Source organism: Maritalea myrionectae DSM 19524 (assembly GCF_000423365.1).
In the GTDB taxonomy this organism is placed as follows: domain Bacteria; phylum Pseudomonadota; class Alphaproteobacteria; order Rhizobiales; family Devosiaceae; genus Maritalea; species Maritalea myrionectae.
The window spans coordinates 621195-638185 of record NZ_AUHV01000003.1 but is presented as its reverse complement, the minus strand read 5'-3'; the positions used below and the strand labels follow the sequence as shown (position 1 = coordinate 638185).

The window sequence follows — 16991 nt, the reverse complement described above, 5'->3', positions numbered from 1 at the left end:
TTTTCCGCAACTATGCCGAGGTCAGAGCAGCGTTTGTGTTTTCTTCAGTGCGCTGCCAGCGAATTTGTTTTTTGATCATTTCGCGTTGTAGGCGTGCTGGGTAGTCGGTGACAATTGCATCCACCCCCAAATCAATCATGCGTACCATATCGTGGGGATCGTTGACGGTCCAAGGAGAAATGAGCAGACCAAGTTGTTTGGCGTGGGCAACATCATGTTCGGTCACGTCTTTGAAATAGGGTGCCCAAATATAGCCACCAGCATCCGCCACGGCTTGCGGCACGGAGGGCAATGTGCCGACATAGGCGTCGAACGCCGAGGCAGGGTCGCCGCCTGCTGTTGCTTCTTCCTCTGGCAATTGTGAGAGGAAGGATGTGGGCATTTCTGGCGCTTCGATCTGGCACATGCGCAGCATCTCCCAATCGAAGCTGTGCAAGACGGTGCGGGCCTGCACATTGTGGGCACGCACGACATTGACGATGGCTTCGACGGTTTGGGCCTGTCGATCCCGATGATCCGGCACATGCGGATCGGATTTGATTTCCAGCATTAGGCGTACATGCCGAAACTCAGGTCGATTGATCAGGCGCAATAGGTCGGCCAATTGCGGCACCTTTTGACCACTCATAAAGATTTGCTCGGGAAAGCGCTGACCATATTCAGTGAAAATGTTCAGGCCGCCCACATCAAACTGTGACAATTGCTCATAGGTGAGATCAGAAATGCGGGGTTCAGGCGCGTTCAACCAATCGCCTTGCGGGGTGCGGGTGATGTCGCGGTTCAAATGGTGATTGTGCACGATGACGGGAACGCTATCCTTCGTGATCATTACATCAAACTCAAGGGCCGCGACGCCCATTTTGATGGTCCATTCAAAACCCAGAAGTGTGTTTTCAGGCATGATGCCGCGCGCCCCGCGATGGCCCACCACGCGAATGCACTGTTCGTCCCCTTTAAACCCAGCTAATTGTTCGTCGAACATCAATTCTCCAAACGCTTTTGGGTTTCTTTATCAAACAAATGATGATTGTCGGGCAGCACATTGAAGCCCAAAACGGAGCCGGGTTCATAATCCCAATGGCCCTGAATGCTGGCAACGATGCCCGTTTTACCATCCTTTAGGACGCCATGCACCAGCGTGTTGGCGCCCAATTGCTCACACAGGTCAGTCACCACTTCAATGGGGCCGTTTTCATCGACGATCATATGCTCGGGGCGGACACCGAATATGGCGTCACCTTGTTGCACCGAGGTGGTTGGAATCTTCTGGCCGTTTTCCAGCTCAATATGCGCATTGGCAAGGTGGCCGGGCAAGAAGTTCATCGATGGGCTGCCGATAAAGCCCGCGACGAAAATGGATGCTGGTTTCTCGTAAAGGTCGATTGGCGTGCCGAATTGTTCGACATAGCCGCCATTGAGCACCATTAGCCGATCACCCAAAGTCATGGCTTCGACCTGATCGTGGGTCACATAGATGGAGGTGACGCCCAGCTTGCGCTGTAGTTTTTTGATCTCTAGCCGCATTTGCACCCGCAATTTGGCATCGAGGTTGCTCAACGGTTCGTCGAACAGAAATACTTGCGGATCGCGCACGATGGCGCGGCCCATGGCCACGCGTTGGCGCTGGCCGCCCGAAAGCTGACGTGGCCGGCGGTCCAAATAGTCTTGAATTTCAAGAATGGTGGCCGCTTCTTGCACCCGACGTTCAATGTCGGATTTGCTGAACTTGCGCAGCTTTAGGCCGTAGGCCATGTTTTCGCGCACGGTCATATGCGGATAAAGCGCATAGTTTTGGAACACCATGGCAATGTCGCGGTCGGCTGGTTCCAGATTGTTGACCATTTTATCGCCGATGAATATTTCGCCGCTGGTGACAGTTTCCAGCCCGGCAACCATGCGCAAAAGGGTCGACTTGCCGCAACCGGACGGGCCAACAATGACGATGAATTCACCATCGTGAAATTCGCCTTCGACATGGTGAAGGACTTCCACCTTACCGTAGTTTTTTACCAAGTCTTTCAGTGAGATCGTTGCCATTTTTGTTTTCCTACTTGTCGGTCTCAGTGAGGCCTTTGACGAACATTTTTTGCATGGCGATCACCACAAACACAGGTGGGATCATGGCCAGCAGCGCTGTCATCATAATGATATTCCATTGAGGGGATTGTTCTGCGGCTTCAAGCATTTGCTTGATGCTCATCACAATGGTGGTCATGTCTGTATCTGTGGTGATCAAGAGCGGCCACAAATATTGGTTCCAACCATAAATGAACAGGATCACGAACAGTGCTGCGATATTTGTGCGGCTTAGGGGCAGCAAAATATCGAAGAAAAAGCGCATGGGTTTGGCCCCATCGATACGCGCACTTTCCAGCATCTCATCCGGGATCGTCAAAAAGACCTGCCGGAACATAAAGGTTGCGGTGGCCGAGGCGATGAGCGGGATGGAAAGCCCCCAATATGAGTTCAACATGCCAAGGTTTGCCACCACTTCAAAGGTGGGCAAAATCCGCACCTCAACCGGCAACATCAGGGTGATAAAGATCAGCCAGAAAAAGCCCATGCGGAAGGGGAATTTGAAATAAACAATGGCGAACGCGCTTAAAAGCGAAATGATGATTTTCCCAATGGAGATCATCATGGCCATGGCCATTGAATTCAACAACATGCGCCAAACCGGGGCCACTTCGCTGCCTGCCAGGCCCGAGCCAAATAGCGTTTTGGTGAAGTTTTCGAAAAAGTGTCCACCAGGCAGCAAGGGCAGGGGCGCCTGCAACATGCGCGCTTCATCATGAGTGGACGCCACGAAAGTGATCCAAATGGGCAGCGCAACGATCACGATGCCGAAAATCAAAATCAGGTGCGTGACAATTTTGAGAATGGGACGATTTTCGACCATTAGTACTGCACCTTCTTTTCGAGATAACGGAATTGAATGATGGTCATAAAGATCACCATAATCATGAGGATCACTGACTGCGCGGCAGAGCCACCCAGATCGAGGCCGACAAACCCGTCATTGTAAACTTTATAAACCAGAATGGTGGTGGCGTTGGCGGGGCCGCCTTGGGTGACCGCATGCACGATGCCGAAGGTTTCAAAGAAGGCATAAACCGCGTTGATGACCAACAAGAAGAATGTTGTTGGCGAGATCAGTGGGAACACCAGGGTCCAGAAGCGCCGGATCGGGCTGGCGCCATCAATGGCCCCAGCTTCAATGATCGAGCGGGGAATGGCTTGCATTGCAGCAAGGTAGAACAAGAAATTATAGGCAATTTGCTTCCAAGCTGCCGCCAAAATGACCAACAGCATGGCTTGAGACCCATTCAGATAATGGTTCCAATCATAGCCAAAGAATTCAAGGAAATAGGGAAATATGCCCAAGGTTGGATTGAACATAAAAACCCACAATGCACCGGCCAAAACCGGGGCGATGGCATAGGGCCAGATCAAGAGTGTTCGATAAACTGTTGCACCGCGAATGACGCGATCTGCAAAGCCCGCCAGGATCAGGGCGCTGGACATGGAGATGAACGCAACAGCGGCGGAAAAGAAGATCGTGCGGCCGAAGCTGTTGAGATAAATCTCATCAGTGAACAGATATTGAAAGTTTTCGAACCATACAAATTCAGTCGACAGGCCAAAGGCATCTTCAATCAAAAATGATTGGTAGACCGCTTGGGTGGCAGGCCAAATGAAGAATATCAAGGTGATGGCGATTTGCGGTGCTACCAGCGCAAATGGCAACCAAGATTTTGTAAAATGAACACGTTTGAGCATGGCAAAATGTCCTTTAGGCAAAGCCAATCCCAGCGCACCGCAAGGCGCGCTGGGGGAAATTGTGAGGTGTTATTTTACAGAACGCTCGAAGCGACGCAGAAGCTCGTTGCCGCGCTTGACGGCAGTGTCCATTGCTTCTTGAGCGGTTTTGTCGCCAGCCCAAAGTGCTTCCAGCTCCTCGTTGATCACATCGCGCACCTGCACCATGTTACCAAAGCGGATGCCGCGTGAGTTTGGTGTCGGTTCGTTCAAGCTCAACTGCTTGATCGCGATGTCTGTGCCTGGGTTTTCTTCATAGAAGCCCTGGCTTTCGCTCAACTCAGCTGCTGCCTGTGTGATTGGCACATAGCCTGTTTCTTGGTGCCACCATGCTTGCACGTCAGGTGAAGACAAATAGGTCAGGAATTGAGCCAGACCTTTATATTCTTCATCTTCATGACCAGCCAGGGCCCAAAGGGTCGCGCCGCCAATGATGGAGTTTTGAGGGGCATCTGCCACTTCAGTATCCAAAGGCAACATGGTTTGGCCGAAGTTGAACTCAGCCTGGCTCTTGATTGAACCGTAATAGGCGGATGAGTTCATCCACATGCCGCATTCACCATTGGTGAACAGGGGCAAGCTGTCGCCGCGGCGACCGCCATAAACGAATTCTTTGCCTTCGCCCATTTCGGCGATTTTGGCCAAGCGTGAGACCACAGCTTCATTGTTGAAGGTGAATTCAGTATCGAAACCGGCGAAGCCGTTTTCTTTCGTGCCAACGGCCATATTGTGCCATGACGAGAAGTTCTCGATCATCACCCAAGATTGCCAGCCAAAGGAAAGGCCACAAGCCATGCCATTGTCCACCAACGCTTTTGCGGCGGCTTCAACGTCATCCCAGGTTTTTGGCGGCTCAACACCAGCAGCTTCCAAAGCGTCGGCGTTGTACCACATCACAGGGGTGGAGCTGTTGAAGGGCATGGAGAGCAATTCGCCCTCAGGTGTTTGGTAATATGAAATCACCGCTGGCAGATAGTCAGATTTGTCGAACGACTCGCCAGCATCATTCATGAGCTGTTCCACCGGATAGATAGCGCCTTTGGCGGCCATCATGGTGGCGGTGCCGACTTCAAACACCTGCACAAGGTGCGGATGTTCTTTGGCACGGAAAGCCGCGATTGCGGCTGTCATGGTCTCGGTGTAGTTGCCTTTATAGACAGGCACAACTTTGTATTCAGATTGCGACGCGTTAAAATCTGCAGCGATTTTGTCCACGCGTTCACCATTGGTGCCGCCCATAGCGTGCCACCATTGAACTTCAGTCTGCGCATAGGCAGAGCTTGCGCCTAAAGCCAGCGCAGCAGTTGTCATCAGAATTGTTTTCAATGACATTCTATCCTCCCAAATAGTTTTAAGGCCGCCAACTTTATCCAAATGATAAAATAACGCAAGCAGAAATTTTTTGCACATTACATAACATAATGTTATGGATTGCTTTGATTTGGTGGGTATGGAGCGGCGAAAATGAAGTTTCAACTGCGACAATTAGAGGCTTTCCGGGCAACTGCGGAAACTGGGTCGGTGACGCAAGCGGCCAAAATTCTGGGTGTGTCTCAGCCTGCAGTTAGTCGATTACTGGCCGACTTTTCCACAGCCGTGGGCTTTGATCTTTTCGTGCGCAAGCAGGGCACGCTGACGCCCACCAGCGAGGCGCGCTATATGTTGGCCGAAGTCTCGCGCGTATTTGACAGCCTCAATCATTTGGAAGATTTGCGCCGCGACCTAAAAGAACGCACGGGCGGACATATGCGCATTGCCTGTTTGCCCGGGTTTGCCACCAGCCATTTGCCGGGCGTGTTGGCCGAATTTTTGGTTGAACGCCCCGGTGTAACGGTGACGTTGGAACCTGATCGACCGGAACGCATTTTGGAATGGGTGATGGGTGAGCAATATGATTGCGGCATCACGGATGGCTTTTCGGGTCACCCGGCAATTGAGCGCGTGGATATACCCATTCGCACAGTGTGCATATTGCCAGAGGGACATGCGCTTGGCCGCAAAGAGGTGATCACCCCGGAAGATTTGGCTGATGAAAAGATCGTTCATTCACGGCGTAACAGCACATTTTTTGTGCAGCTTGAAAGCTGCTTTTCGCAACGGGGCGTGCCGTTTAACTCGTGGATCGAGGTGCGCCAGTTTACGGCGGCGTGCACCTTTGTGAGCCAAGGGCATGGCGCTTCAATCGTGAGTGCGCTGGACGCGGCGCAGTTTGAAGGGAAGGGGTTGGTTGCCCGACCGTTTGAGCCGGATTTGAGCCATGACCTGTCCATTTTGCGGCCGATAACGGGCACACGACCATTGCTTGTGCTCGATTTTATTGAAGCGTTTGTGGAAAGCCTGCAGCCCTTTATCCATCAATAGGACTTGGAATTGCTCATCCCATTTTGGCCGCGCCATCCATGACCATTTGTTTGACCTGATCACGGATCTTTTTGAGTTGGTCCAATTCCGCTTCCAACTCGTCGGATTGGCAATGGGTGAGGACATAATTTGCGGTTGCCAGTACATCGCGCCAGCGTGGATTTTGCGGTAGCGTGTCGATGCTGAAATATTTGTCCAACGTGCGTGTTTGTAACGACGAGCGGTCCAGATGAACGCGCCAAATGCCGCTTTGCTCAGCCAAATCGAACTTGGATTTCTGGCTGCACTTTTGCCAAATCTCCAACGCTTGTGACATCAGCGCAACCGTGGCTTCGCGATAGGCAAGGCGTTGGTCATCCAGGTCGTCGTCAAGGGGAGTATCTCCGGCAGACGGCGAAGTCCGTGGCGTTTTGGGCACCTCAATGGTATCAAGCGCCCGGCGCAGAATGGCGGGGTCCTGATCTTGAGACCAATCGGCACTGTTTGAGGGCAGTAGGATAATATTGAGACCGCCGCCCATTTCCTGATCCATTTCAAAGGCATGTAAGCTGATCGGTTCGGAATGTCCGTGCAACTGAATTTGATCGAGGCGCGCGCTGCCTTCCAGTTTGCAGTTTTCAAGCAGCAATTCAAAGCTGGTGTCCGGCAAGAGCTTTTTGATGTTGGTGCGTGCGCCCGCATGGGTGCCAAGCCATTCTTCCGCAAAGCGGTTGGCGTAGAACAGGTCGCCTGTTTCTTCCACACACCAGAGGCCGACATGAAGGCTATCCAGCAATCCTGCCATGCGTGTTTGCGATAAGCGTAGCGCGTCTTCCACTTGAATACGCCGCTTCATTTCCGCGTGTAGTTGCGCGTTTTCGGCGCTGGCCATGCGCGCCCTTTGCGCTTCGAGCAATGTATCGACTCGGGCGAGTAGTTCGTCTTTTACGAACGGCTTGACCACATAATCATTGGCGCCAGCTTCCAGCCCAGCAATAATATCGCGGGTGCGCGAGCGCGCGGTGACCATGATGATGGGCAATTCCAGCCGATCAAAGCGTTCGCGCAGTCGACGCGCCACTTCCAACCCGCTGAGGTCGGGCATCATCACATCGAGAATGATGAGGTTGGGGCGTTGCTTTTCGATCATTTCAAGCGCTGTGGCGCCATTGTCGGCAGTGCGTACAGCAAAGCCCTGCGGCAGCAACACATTGCGCAGAACCTGCAAATTGATGGGCTCATCATCAACAACAAGAATTTGCGGCACGCCTTCTTGCGCGGGCGTGTCATCTTGCATCCAGTTTTCATCACTGCTGTTGAGCGTTTCTTGATAGCCCTCGGATTGGCGCGAAATGGCGGGGGCACCTTCTTGCTCAAAGTCCTTCGCCGTGGCGGCGTTGAGTTGCAGCGTAAAGACAGAACCTTCGCCCAACGTGCTGTCCGCAGAAAGCTCGCCGCCCAAAATGGTCGCCAAATGCCGCGCAATGGTCAGCCCCAATCCGGTACCGCCAGTTTTGCGCACGGTGTCTACACCGTCGGCTTGCACCAGCGGTTTGAACATGCGGCCCAAATCGGCCTCGGAAATGCCCATGCCGGTATCGGCGATGGAAATTTGGACCTGCTCATTGAGGGTGCTGGCGGTGATGCGAATGGTGCCCGCTTCAGTGTATTTAATGGCGTTGCCCACAAGGTTATGCAGGATTTGCTCAAGCCGTACCGGGTCCGCCATCACCAGCGGTGTGTCATTAGCGATGTCAACCTCAAGGGTGACCGGCTCGCCGCGCAAAAGGGGTTCAGACAACAGCAACACATTGCGCACACTTGTCGCGACATCTACCGGGTGCATATCCAAACGCATTTGCCCTTGTCGAATGCGATAAAGGTCCAGCAAATCATCGACCAGCCGCGACAGTTTGCGGGCGCTGAAAGTGATCAATTGCAGTTGGCTGCGTTGACGTTCTGACAAATCCCCCGCTGCGCCGGCGGTGAGGGTTTCAGAAATGCCCACAATGCCATTGAGCGGCGTGCGCAGCTCGTGAGAGGTGTTGGCCAAGAATGTATCTTTCATCCGGTCAGCTTCTTCGAGCTGGGCGTTCTTTTCCTCAATCGCGGCCACGTTGGCATTGATTTGTAAAAGCTGATCGCGCACCGCGTCGCGCATGCGGCCAAAACTGTCTGTCAGGCGCTTGAGTTCAATGGGTTTTTCGATGTGCGGCATGGTGCGGTTTAAATCGCCCGCCGCAATGGCTTCGGCCGTGTCCGTGATGCGCAGGATCGGGCGGGTGGCGCTGCGCGCTAGATGGGTGGCGATTAAAAACAGGATTGGAATGGCTAAGAGCGCCAGGGCACTGACCGTCGCAATCAGCGTATTCACGCTGGCATAGGCCCTTGATGTGGGCACCTCGCTGACTAGGAGCCAATCGCGGTCAAACACTTGCACCGTGCCGAATGCGGCGAGGGCAGGGCCATTGGTTAAGCCCACAGGGACTTTTGCGGTTTCATTTCTATTGGCCAAAGACGGGATGTTCGCGGCATTGGGCTTATCGCCCAGGTCGAGCTGGCTGTCTGTTGGGCGGCTGAGCACTTGCCTGTTCGAGGAGAGTAAGAAGACATGCCCGGCCTCAGACGTTTCAGACTGGACCAGTCGCTCCACCCCATTGGTGGGCAAGCGGAAGACCACCACGCCGCTGGGGCGGGAATAGAATTTAACTTTGACCGCCAAATAGGCTGCAAATTCACCGGTCACCGTGTCTTGTGCAAAATCGTGGAAGACGATGCCCATATCTTCATCTGTTGAGAGCAGCTGTTTGGCGACGTTTGAGACCGGGGCGTTGGAAAGGGGGCCGTAAATTGAGGTGGCGAGGTAATTGTCTTTTTCAACGGAGTAGACCACGCGACCCTGATTGTTGATCAAATAGAGATTGTCATATTCCGCTGACTCAATGAACGCCTCATATTCACCGTGAAATTGGGCGTGCATATTGTCGTAGATCAGTGCGGTGCTGATCAGCTTATCGCGGTCAGCGCGGTTGGCCGTTCCGCCAACGCCAAATGCGACGCGCAGGATGCGGGCGGCCTCTTCAGGTTCGGGGGAAATCTCGCGAAAGCCGTAGCTGAAACCATAAAACTCACCAATCGAATACCTGACAATATTGGTTTGGCTCAAGGAATCAGCCTGGCGGGAGGCGAATTGTAGATATTGGCGGATTTCAGCTTGCTTCGCGTCGTTGATAAACTCGAGTTTCGCGAAGTTTTCGCCTTCAAGATTGGCGATCAAAACATAGAAAAATGTTGCGCTTACAATCAGAAGCGGTATCAGCGAAATGCTGGTAAATGCCAACAACAGACGCGCATGCAGGCCTTTAGGTGCCATCTTGTTCGGCCGCATATAGTCCAATTTAGGCCTCCCTCGATCACCTTTCGACATCTTATCCACAGTTCTGGTCTTTGTAATTTATACTAAGTGATTGAAACTACTCGCCATAAAATCGATTTTTACGATTTTTCCGCAGATTTTTCAGAATGCGCTGCGTGACTTTTGGTATTCAATTGGTTTGGTATAAAGTCGCCTGCAACGATAAATTTGTCAATAGACGAACAGGTAGGACTGAGGGACTTGCGGCAATCACAATGATCGCAAGTAGAGGATAATATATTAGGAGGAATTCCCATGCGTCGAAGCATGATTCTGTCAGCGGTTACCGCTGCGCTTATGGCTGGCACATCTGTTGCCCAAGCCGAAGATGTCATTTTGACAGCGGTGCCCCACCAAACAACAGCTTTCGCTGAAGTTTATAACCCGTTTAACCAAACATCAGATGTGCGCTCTGTACGTGACTTTATGTTTGAGCAGCTCGTGGTGTTTAACCGCATTCAAGGCGGTAAAGCTGAATATCGCTTGGCCGAGAGCTTTGATTATTCTGAAGATTTGAGCTCGGTTACGTTCAAAATCCGTGATGGCGTGAAATGGTCAGATGGCGAAACATTGGACGCCAATGACGTTTACTTCACTTTCAATTTGATCAAAGAACATCCGGCGCTGGACACACGCGCCCTTTGGGAAAAGATCGACAGCGTTGAGTTGGTTGACGATCAACATGTGAAAGTGAACTACAAAGAGCCAAGCACTGGTTTGATCTTTGACGTTGCACGTATCCACACTGTGCCTGAACATATTTGGGCCGATATCGAAGATCCTGTAAGCTTCACCAACCCAGATCCAGTTGGTTCTGGCCCACTGACCGAAATTCGCCGCTTTACGCCGCAAGAATATGTTCAGTGCCGCAACCCATACTATTTCCAAGCTGAAGATTTGGACGTTGATTGCATGCGCTTCCCGCAAATCGCAACCAACGACCAAACTCTGACCGCTGCGGCGAAGGGTGAGTTGGACTGGTTTGGTTCATTCCTGCCGGACATTGAAAAAACCTATGTGGCAAAAGATCCTGAAAACCACAAATATTGGTTCCCAGGCGGCTCATTGGTTATTTTCAACTTGAACATGAATGCATCTGCTGAAGGCAACAAAGAAGCCTTTAATGATGTTGATTTCCGTCGTGCCTTCTCTATGGCGATGGATCGTCAGGCCATGGTTGACATCGCTGGCTACGGCTACCCGACCATCAACAAATACCCATCTGGTTTGGGCCGTGGTTACCACGCCTGGAACAACCCGGAAGCTGACGCACAATACGGCAAATATACCGAATATGATGTTGAAGCTGCGGCAGCACTTTTGGATGGCGCTGGCTATAAAGATGTGGACGGCGATGGATTCCTGGATACACCTTCAGGCAAGCCAATTCAGTTCGATCTGATTGTGCCGAATGGCTGGACCGACTGGGTGAACACTGTGCAATTGGCCGTTGAAGGTTTGAACGAAGCGGGCATTAATGCCAGCGTTTCAACACCTGAAGCCGCTGCATGGACCCAGCAATTGCTGGATGGGTCTTACCAAGGTGCCATCAACGCGCTGGTGGTTGGCGTAACGCCACATATGGCGTTTGACACGTTCCACTCTTCCAAAGCGATGACGAGCCGCTTCTCTGTGACTGGCTACACCAATGAAGAGTTGGATAAGCTGTTGGATGGTTTCTTTAAGACAGCGAATGCTGATGAGCAGCGTGAGATCATGGACGAAATCCAAATGATTTTGTCAAAAGACATGCCGCACATCCCTGTGTTCAACAACCCTTACTGGTACCAGTACAACACAGCACGCTTTGAAGGCTTCTTCTCTGCGGACAATGCCCAAGCGGTTCCAACCGTTCACGATGGCAACCCAGAGCGTATCCTTCACCTGCTTTCAATCAAGCCGAAGAGCTAGTTCCTCCCTTTTGAAAGCTTGAGTGGATGGGCGGTGCAATGCACCGCCCATCGTTTAAAAGATTGGAAGACCAAAATGTCCTTCATCATCAGACGTATTATGTTTTATCTCGTGGCATTCTTGGTGGCAGCGACCATCAATTTTCTGCTGCCCCGCCTGATGCCGGGTAACCCCATCGATATTATGTTCGCCAATGCGGGCAACACCATGCCCCCAGAAGCCAAGAAGGCTTTGGCCGAAACATTCGGCTTTGTCGAGCGCCCTCTCATCGAAGAATATTTCATCTATCTGAAGTCCGTTTTTTCCTGGGATTTTGGTGTTTCAATCAAAAAATACCCACTTACGGTTATGGATGTTTTGATGCAGGCCCTGCCATGGACATTGTTCCTCGCGGGCACGTCTGTGATCCTTGCCTTTTGCATCGGTTCCTTGCTGGGCATTTATGCCGCTTGGAAACGCGGTGGCGGTTTTGACAGTATAATTTCGCCTTCGGCTTTGGCGGTGCAATCTGTGCCTGCCTTGGTGATCGGCATTCTGACGCTTTATCTGTTTGGCCTGGTGCTCGAGGTTTTGCCCACCAGCTATGCCTATGATCCGTCACTCGATCCCGGTTTTAGTTGGGCTTATATTTCTTCGGTGTTTTATCACTCGCTGATGCCCATTGGCACGCTGGCCTTTGTGTCTATCGGTGGCTATTTGATCACCATGCGCAACAATATGATTGGGCAGCTGGGCGAAGAACATGTGGTCATGGGGCACGCCAAGGGCCTGACGGATAAGCGCGTGCGCTACAATTATGCGGCGCGAAATGCGTTGTTGCCTTCGATGACGGCGTTTGCGTTGAGCCTCGGCTCGGTCATGGGCGGCTCATTGATTATTGAAATTGTGTTCAATTACCCCGGTTTGGGTAACATTTTGTTCCAAGGAATTATCGCGCGGGATTATCCGTTGATCCAAGGGCAGTTGATCATCATGACGTTGGCGATGCTGACGGCGAACTTGTTGATCGACTTCATCTATATTTTCCTCGATCCACGGCTGCGGAAGGCATAAATCATGTTCAAATTTCTCTCGATTATTCTGCGAAATAAGAAAGCTACCGCTGGCCTGTTGATCGTTGTGGCCTATATTTGCCTTGCGCTCGCGGCACCGTTTGTGACCAGCCATGATCCGGCGAAACGGGTGGCCCGGCCACACCAGGCGCCTTCGGTCGAGCATGTGATGGGGTCAACACGCATGGGCCGCGATGTTTATACCCAATTTGTGTGGGGTACGCGCACATCATTGATGGTTGGCTTTTCGGCTGGTCTGATCGTTACTGTGATTGGCACGCTGATTGGCGTGACCGCGGGTTATTTTGGTGGGGTCATAGATGAATCTTTGAACTTCATCACCAATATCGCACTGGTCATACCGCAATTACCGCTCTTATTGGTGCTTGCCGCCTTTATCGGCAAGTCTGACCCCTTTATGATTGCGATTATTATTGGCTTAACCTCCTGGGCGTGGGGGGCGCGGGTCACCCGTGCCCAGACCTTGACCTTGCGACGGCGTGAATTTGTGGAAGCGTCGGAGCAGATCGGTGAGCCAAGCTGGCGCATTATTTGCGTTGAGTTGATGCCAAACCTGTTGTCTATCATTGGCTTCAACTTTATCGGGTCCGTGGTTTACACGATCATTACCCAAGCCACGCTTGAGTTTTTGGGGCTGGGCGATCCACTCGCCGTTTCCTGGGGCAATATGCTTTATAACGCGCAAACCTCTTCCGCGATCACTGTCGGGGCGTGGTGGGAAATGCTGGCGCCATGTTTTGCGATTGTCACCATTGGCATTGGTTTGAGCCTGTTGAACTTTGGTGTTGATGAGATTTCAAACCCACGTCTGCGGACTTTGGGCGCGATCAACAAAGCGGTGAAAGCGCAAAAGAAGTTCGACCAAACCTATAAAAGCGCGAAAGGAGCTGCATCATGACACAATCAGAACGGTTCCTCGATTTGAAAGGGCTTGAAGTCGATTATATGACTTTGGATGGTCCGTTTCGCGCGGTGAAAGGCGTTGATCTGCACATTAATCGCGGCGAGGTTTTGGGCCTTGCCGGGGAAAGCGGATGCGGCAAATCGACAATTGCTTACGCCTTGATGCGGCTGCATCGTCCACCTGCGTTTATTTCAGGTGGCACCATCACCATTGATGGTGAGGATGTTTTGTCTTTTGACGAAGAAAAGCTGGCGCAATGGCGTTGGAGCAAAGTCTCTCTGGTGTTCCAAAGTGCGATGAATGCGCTCAACCCGGTGTTGACGATATTTGAGCAGTTCCGCGATGTATATCATCGGCACACGGGCGAAGACACCGCGGCAGCGCGGGTGCGGGCCGAGGAGTTGATGGACCTAGTGGGCATCGATCCGGCGCGCCTGGACGATTATCCGCACCAATTGTCTGGCGGTATGCGCCAGCGGGTGGTGCTGGCCAATGCGCTTATTCTTGAGCCGCAAATGATCATCATGGATGAGCCAACCACCGCTCTCGATGTGGTGGTGCAGCGCGAGATTTTGCAAGAAATTGCTGGCCTGCAGAAAAAGTTCGGCTTTTCGATCCTGTTTATCACCCATGATTTGGCGCTGATGTCGCAATTTGCAGACCGCATCGCCATCATGCTGCAGGGTGAGATTGTGGAAGTGAACAGTGCGCATGAGATTTTGCACAATCCTCAGCATGATTACACCAAGCAACTTTGGGATGCGATGCCCAGCTTTGATGATGCAAAGGGAGTGGCATAATGGCTGATCAACCCTATTTGGAAGTTAAAGGCGTTTCGAAAACCTATACGCTGAAGACGATATTTAGCGGCAGCAAGCAGGTGAAAGCGCTTCAGGATATTTCCTTCAAACTGGGCCGGGGCGAAGCCTTGGCATTGGTGGGGGAAAGTGGCTCTGGCAAGTCCACATGTGGCCGCGCCATTGCGGGCATGTTTGATATTGATGAAGGCGATATCCTAGTGAATGGCAAGAGCATCACCAGCGCCCGTAACTCAAAAGAAAAGCGCGAAAACGCGCAAAAAGTGCAGATGGTGTTTCAAGATCCATTTGCGTCGCTCAACCCCACCCATACGGTGCGTCACCATTTGGCACGGCCACTGACGTTGCACAAGCGCGTGCCTGAAGGTTCGACGCTGGAGCAAGAGTTGGTGCGCACGCTTGAGGATGTGGAACTAGAGCCAGATGTGATGCTGGACAAATTTCCGCACGAGCTTTCGGGCGGGCAGCGGCAGCGGATCAATTTGGCCCGGGCGCTGGCTGTTGGTGCGGAATTGATCATTGCGGACGAACCCACATCGATGCTCGACGTGTCGATCCGTCGGTCTATTTTGAACCTGATGAACCGGCTGAAAACAGACCGGGGGATTACGTTTCTTTATATCACCCATGATTTGGCCACGGCGCATTACCTCACAGAAAATACTGCTGTGATGTATGGCGGGCGTATTGTTGAATATGGTCCGTCGGATGCAATTGTGCGTGATCCGCAGCACCCATATTCGCAGTTGCTCTTGTCCTCTGTGCCCAACGCGCATACACGCATTAATGCGGATTTTGAACATGCGCGTGATTTCTCGAAATTCGCGGATCGGGTGCGTACGGAAACAGCAGCCAGCACGGCGGGGCTGAAAGAAATCGCTGCTGGACGGTTCGTGCGGGCCGCTTAGTTTGGAGAACGCGTCGCGTCGGTGATGGCGCTTTTAGCTGGAGGATCGATTATGACGAATGCGGCCAAGAATGGATCTGACATGAAGGTGCGCCAAGCGCACCCCAGCGACGAAGCAGCGATCAGCTATATTTGTGTCTGCACTGCAGCTGGCGGCGGCGACGCGCGTTCTCTCTATTCACGGTTGGATTTGCCCGGACTGATTTGGGCGGTGCCCTATTTGCATTTCAACCCGGCGCATTGTTTTGTGTTGGAGCGAGACAACTCGGTTGTCGGTTACATCGTTACCGCGGCCGACACACGCGCCTATGAGCAATGGCAACATGCGCGCTGGTGGCCGCAGGTCAATGAGGGTTTACGCGATTTTACGCCGGAAACGGAAGCGGACCAGAATTTTCTTGATGCCTTGGCGCAAAACCAACAACCCGCGCCTGACTATGCGGATCAATATCCCGCGCATCTGCATATCAATTTGTTGCCAGAAGCGCAGGGCGGTGGGTTTGGCCAAAAGCTGATGCACGCCGCTCTTGATCAATTGCGGGCAGACGGCGTGTCCGGCATCCATCTTGGAGTGAATCGCAACAATGTCCGGGCGATTGGCTTTTACAAAGCCATGGGATTTGAGCAGGTGGCTGACGAAGGCGCGCCCATTTTTGCGCGCGCCCTCTGAGATGTGCTGATTTATTTGCCTTTGGCCCAACGGTACACAAAGGGCAAAATGAGCGCATAGACGATGCCCAATGCCCACACCGCGCTTGCCATGGCGAAAAAGCCATTAAGCGGCTGTTTCAGGAAGTCCCGTGTGGCATTGAGCTGTTCGGCTTTCTGATCATATTCAGGACCTTCGGTCAGACCAGTGTGGGCCAGTTCCTGGGCGTAATAATTGTCCAGAAATTCAGGCATGAAAACTTGCGAATAAAGCACATTGAACAGGCCGAATATGACACCGGCGACCAATGCAACGCCAAGGCCGATCCCAATCGCCGGCAACAAGGCGGGTGCGTGCCCAAGCTGGGCTTTTGCGCCGCTCAGCGCGGGCCAAATCATCGCCAATCCCAAAAACATGCCGATATAGCCTGTTAATGCTGCCAACTGGAAGGTGGTGGGATTGTCGAGCGGGAAAATGGCATAGCCTAATGTGGCCAGTATGCTCATGATGAGGCCGCCGATTGCGCCCCATTTGATTATGTTTAAAGTCATTATTTGCTCCCCAAAAATGTGATAAATGTGCGGTGCTACTTCTTTTGTGCGCGGATGCGGGCGCGCAGATATTTGGCGGCGGAGCGATAATGACTTGGCCCCGCAGCTTCAGCCCAGCGACCCGGCGTCCAATCATTATTGGCGCCTTTCATCGGGCCGCCATAAAGCTCTTTGTCGCTGTGATCTTCCATAAATTTGCGGATCTTTTTGTGGTTTTGTTCCAGCAGTTGGACAACGTCATTCCACGATAGATTGGCTTGCTGTTCGCGCAAATTGCCGTTGTAGCGCTTGAGTTCGCTCCATTTGTAGCCTTTGGCGGGAAAGAAGACTTCTTTGCCTGCCATGCCATCATTGTACCAGCCAAGGAACAACTCAATCCAATGGGCGCGGTGGCCGATAACATCTTTGATCGACGTGTCTTCGTCGTCCTTCTCTAGCGCAAAATCCGCATCGATGGTTTCGAGCAGTTTTTCGAGCTTGCCATATTCTTTGTCGGTAACAGCAATAAGGTCGTCTTTATTTGTTGCAGCAGGCATTTTCTTCTCCTTTACAAGGACAGATTGAACCTGCCAGCGGGACTTACATTGACTTGAGTCAAGTTCGG

15 protein-coding genes are annotated in these 16991 nt (G+C 52.3%); 7 read left to right on the top strand and 8 right to left on the bottom strand.

The annotated features are described in order from the left end of the window. Nucleotides 1–10 precede the first annotated feature (10 nt). From G549_RS19710 to ugpB, 5 genes are all read right to left on the bottom strand, one after another. Entirely contained in the window at nucleotides 11–982 is a 972-nt protein-coding gene (locus G549_RS19710) for a glycerophosphodiester phosphodiesterase family protein (protein ID WP_036221799.1), read from the bottom strand. Then, entirely contained in the window at nucleotides 982–2037 is a 1056-nt protein-coding gene (locus tag G549_RS0109215; RefSeq protein WP_027834785.1) for a sn-glycerol-3-phosphate import ATP-binding protein UgpC, read from the bottom strand. Before G549_RS0109215 ends, G549_RS19710 begins: the two co-directional genes overlap by 1 nt. A 10-nt stretch (nucleotides 2038–2047) precedes the next feature. Further along, nucleotides 2048–2899 (bottom strand): sn-glycerol-3-phosphate ABC transporter permease UgpE, encoded by an 852-nt coding sequence (ugpE, locus tag G549_RS0109210; RefSeq protein ID WP_027834784.1) that lies wholly within the window; start codon nucleotides 2897–2899, stop codon nucleotides 2048–2050. Then, complete coding sequence (gene ugpA / locus G549_RS0109205) at nucleotides 2899–3780, bottom strand: sn-glycerol-3-phosphate ABC transporter permease UgpA (RefSeq protein ID WP_027834783.1); 882 nt, start codon at nucleotides 3778–3780, stop codon at nucleotides 2899–2901. Before ugpA ends, ugpE begins: the two co-directional genes overlap by 1 nt. Nucleotides 3781–3849: 69 nt before the next feature. Next, nucleotides 3850–5151, bottom strand: a complete 1302-nt coding sequence (gene ugpB, locus G549_RS0109200; protein ID WP_027834782.1) for a sn-glycerol-3-phosphate ABC transporter substrate-binding protein UgpB — start codon at nucleotides 5149–5151, stop codon at nucleotides 3850–3852. A gap of 132 nt (nucleotides 5152–5283) precedes the next feature. Here ugpB and G549_RS0109195 point away from each other — a divergent pair, with 132 nt between their 5' ends. Beyond that, nucleotides 5284–6180, top strand: coding sequence for a LysR substrate-binding domain-containing protein (locus G549_RS0109195; protein ID WP_027834781.1), 897 nt, complete (start codon nucleotides 5284–5286; stop codon nucleotides 6178–6180). Nucleotides 6181–6193: 13 nt separating this feature from the next. Here the strand turns inward: G549_RS0109195 and G549_RS19705 are convergent, their stop codons facing one another. Further along, nucleotides 6194–9547, bottom strand: coding sequence for a hybrid sensor histidine kinase/response regulator (locus G549_RS19705; protein WP_051213584.1), 3354 nt, complete (start codon nucleotides 9545–9547; stop codon nucleotides 6194–6196). A 282-nt stretch (nucleotides 9548–9829) separates the two neighbouring features. Here G549_RS19705 and G549_RS0109185 point away from each other — a divergent pair, with 282 nt between their 5' ends. The 6 genes from G549_RS0109185 to G549_RS0109160 all read left to right on the top strand — a co-directional run bounded on the left by G549_RS0109185 (nucleotide 9830) and on the right by G549_RS0109160 (nucleotide 15857). Continuing rightward, nucleotides 9830–11485, top strand: coding sequence for an ABC transporter substrate-binding protein (locus G549_RS0109185; RefSeq protein WP_027834780.1), 1656 nt, complete (start codon nucleotides 9830–9832; stop codon nucleotides 11483–11485). 75 nt (nucleotides 11486–11560) lie between these two features. Then, entirely contained in the window at nucleotides 11561–12538 is a 978-nt protein-coding gene (locus tag G549_RS0109180) for an ABC transporter permease (RefSeq protein WP_027834779.1), read from the top strand. A 3-nt stretch (nucleotides 12539–12541) separates the two neighbouring features. Continuing rightward, nucleotides 12542–13456 carry an ABC transporter permease gene (locus G549_RS0109175; RefSeq protein WP_027834778.1) on the top strand — a complete coding sequence of 305 codons (915 nt, stop codon included), beginning with the start codon at nucleotides 12542–12544 and terminating at the stop codon, nucleotides 13454–13456. After that, nucleotides 13453–14262, top strand: a complete 810-nt coding sequence (locus tag G549_RS0109170; RefSeq protein WP_027834777.1) for an ABC transporter ATP-binding protein — start codon at nucleotides 13453–13455, stop codon at nucleotides 14260–14262. The genes G549_RS0109175 and G549_RS0109170 overlap by 4 nt, the downstream gene beginning before the upstream one ends. Beyond that, a complete protein-coding gene (locus G549_RS0109165) occupies nucleotides 14262–15188 on the top strand; it encodes an ABC transporter ATP-binding protein (protein ID WP_027834776.1) in 927 nt (308 codons plus the stop codon). Before G549_RS0109170 ends, G549_RS0109165 begins: the two co-directional genes overlap by 1 nt. Nucleotides 15189–15239: 51 nt before the next feature. Then, a complete protein-coding gene (locus tag G549_RS0109160) occupies nucleotides 15240–15857 on the top strand; it encodes a GNAT family N-acetyltransferase (RefSeq protein ID WP_051213583.1) in 618 nt (205 codons plus the stop codon). 11 nt (nucleotides 15858–15868) lie between these two features. Here G549_RS0109160 and G549_RS0109155 read toward each other — a convergent pair whose 3' ends face one another. Then, on the bottom strand, nucleotides 15869–16387 hold the full coding sequence (locus tag G549_RS0109155) for a DUF4199 domain-containing protein (RefSeq protein ID WP_027834774.1): 519 nt from the start codon (nucleotides 16385–16387) through the stop codon (nucleotides 15869–15871). A 35-nt stretch (nucleotides 16388–16422) separates the two neighbouring features. Then, complete coding sequence (locus tag G549_RS0109150; protein ID WP_027834773.1) at nucleotides 16423–16923, bottom strand: ClbS/DfsB family four-helix bundle protein; 501 nt, start codon at nucleotides 16921–16923, stop codon at nucleotides 16423–16425. Nucleotides 16924–16991: the final 68 nt, after the last annotated feature.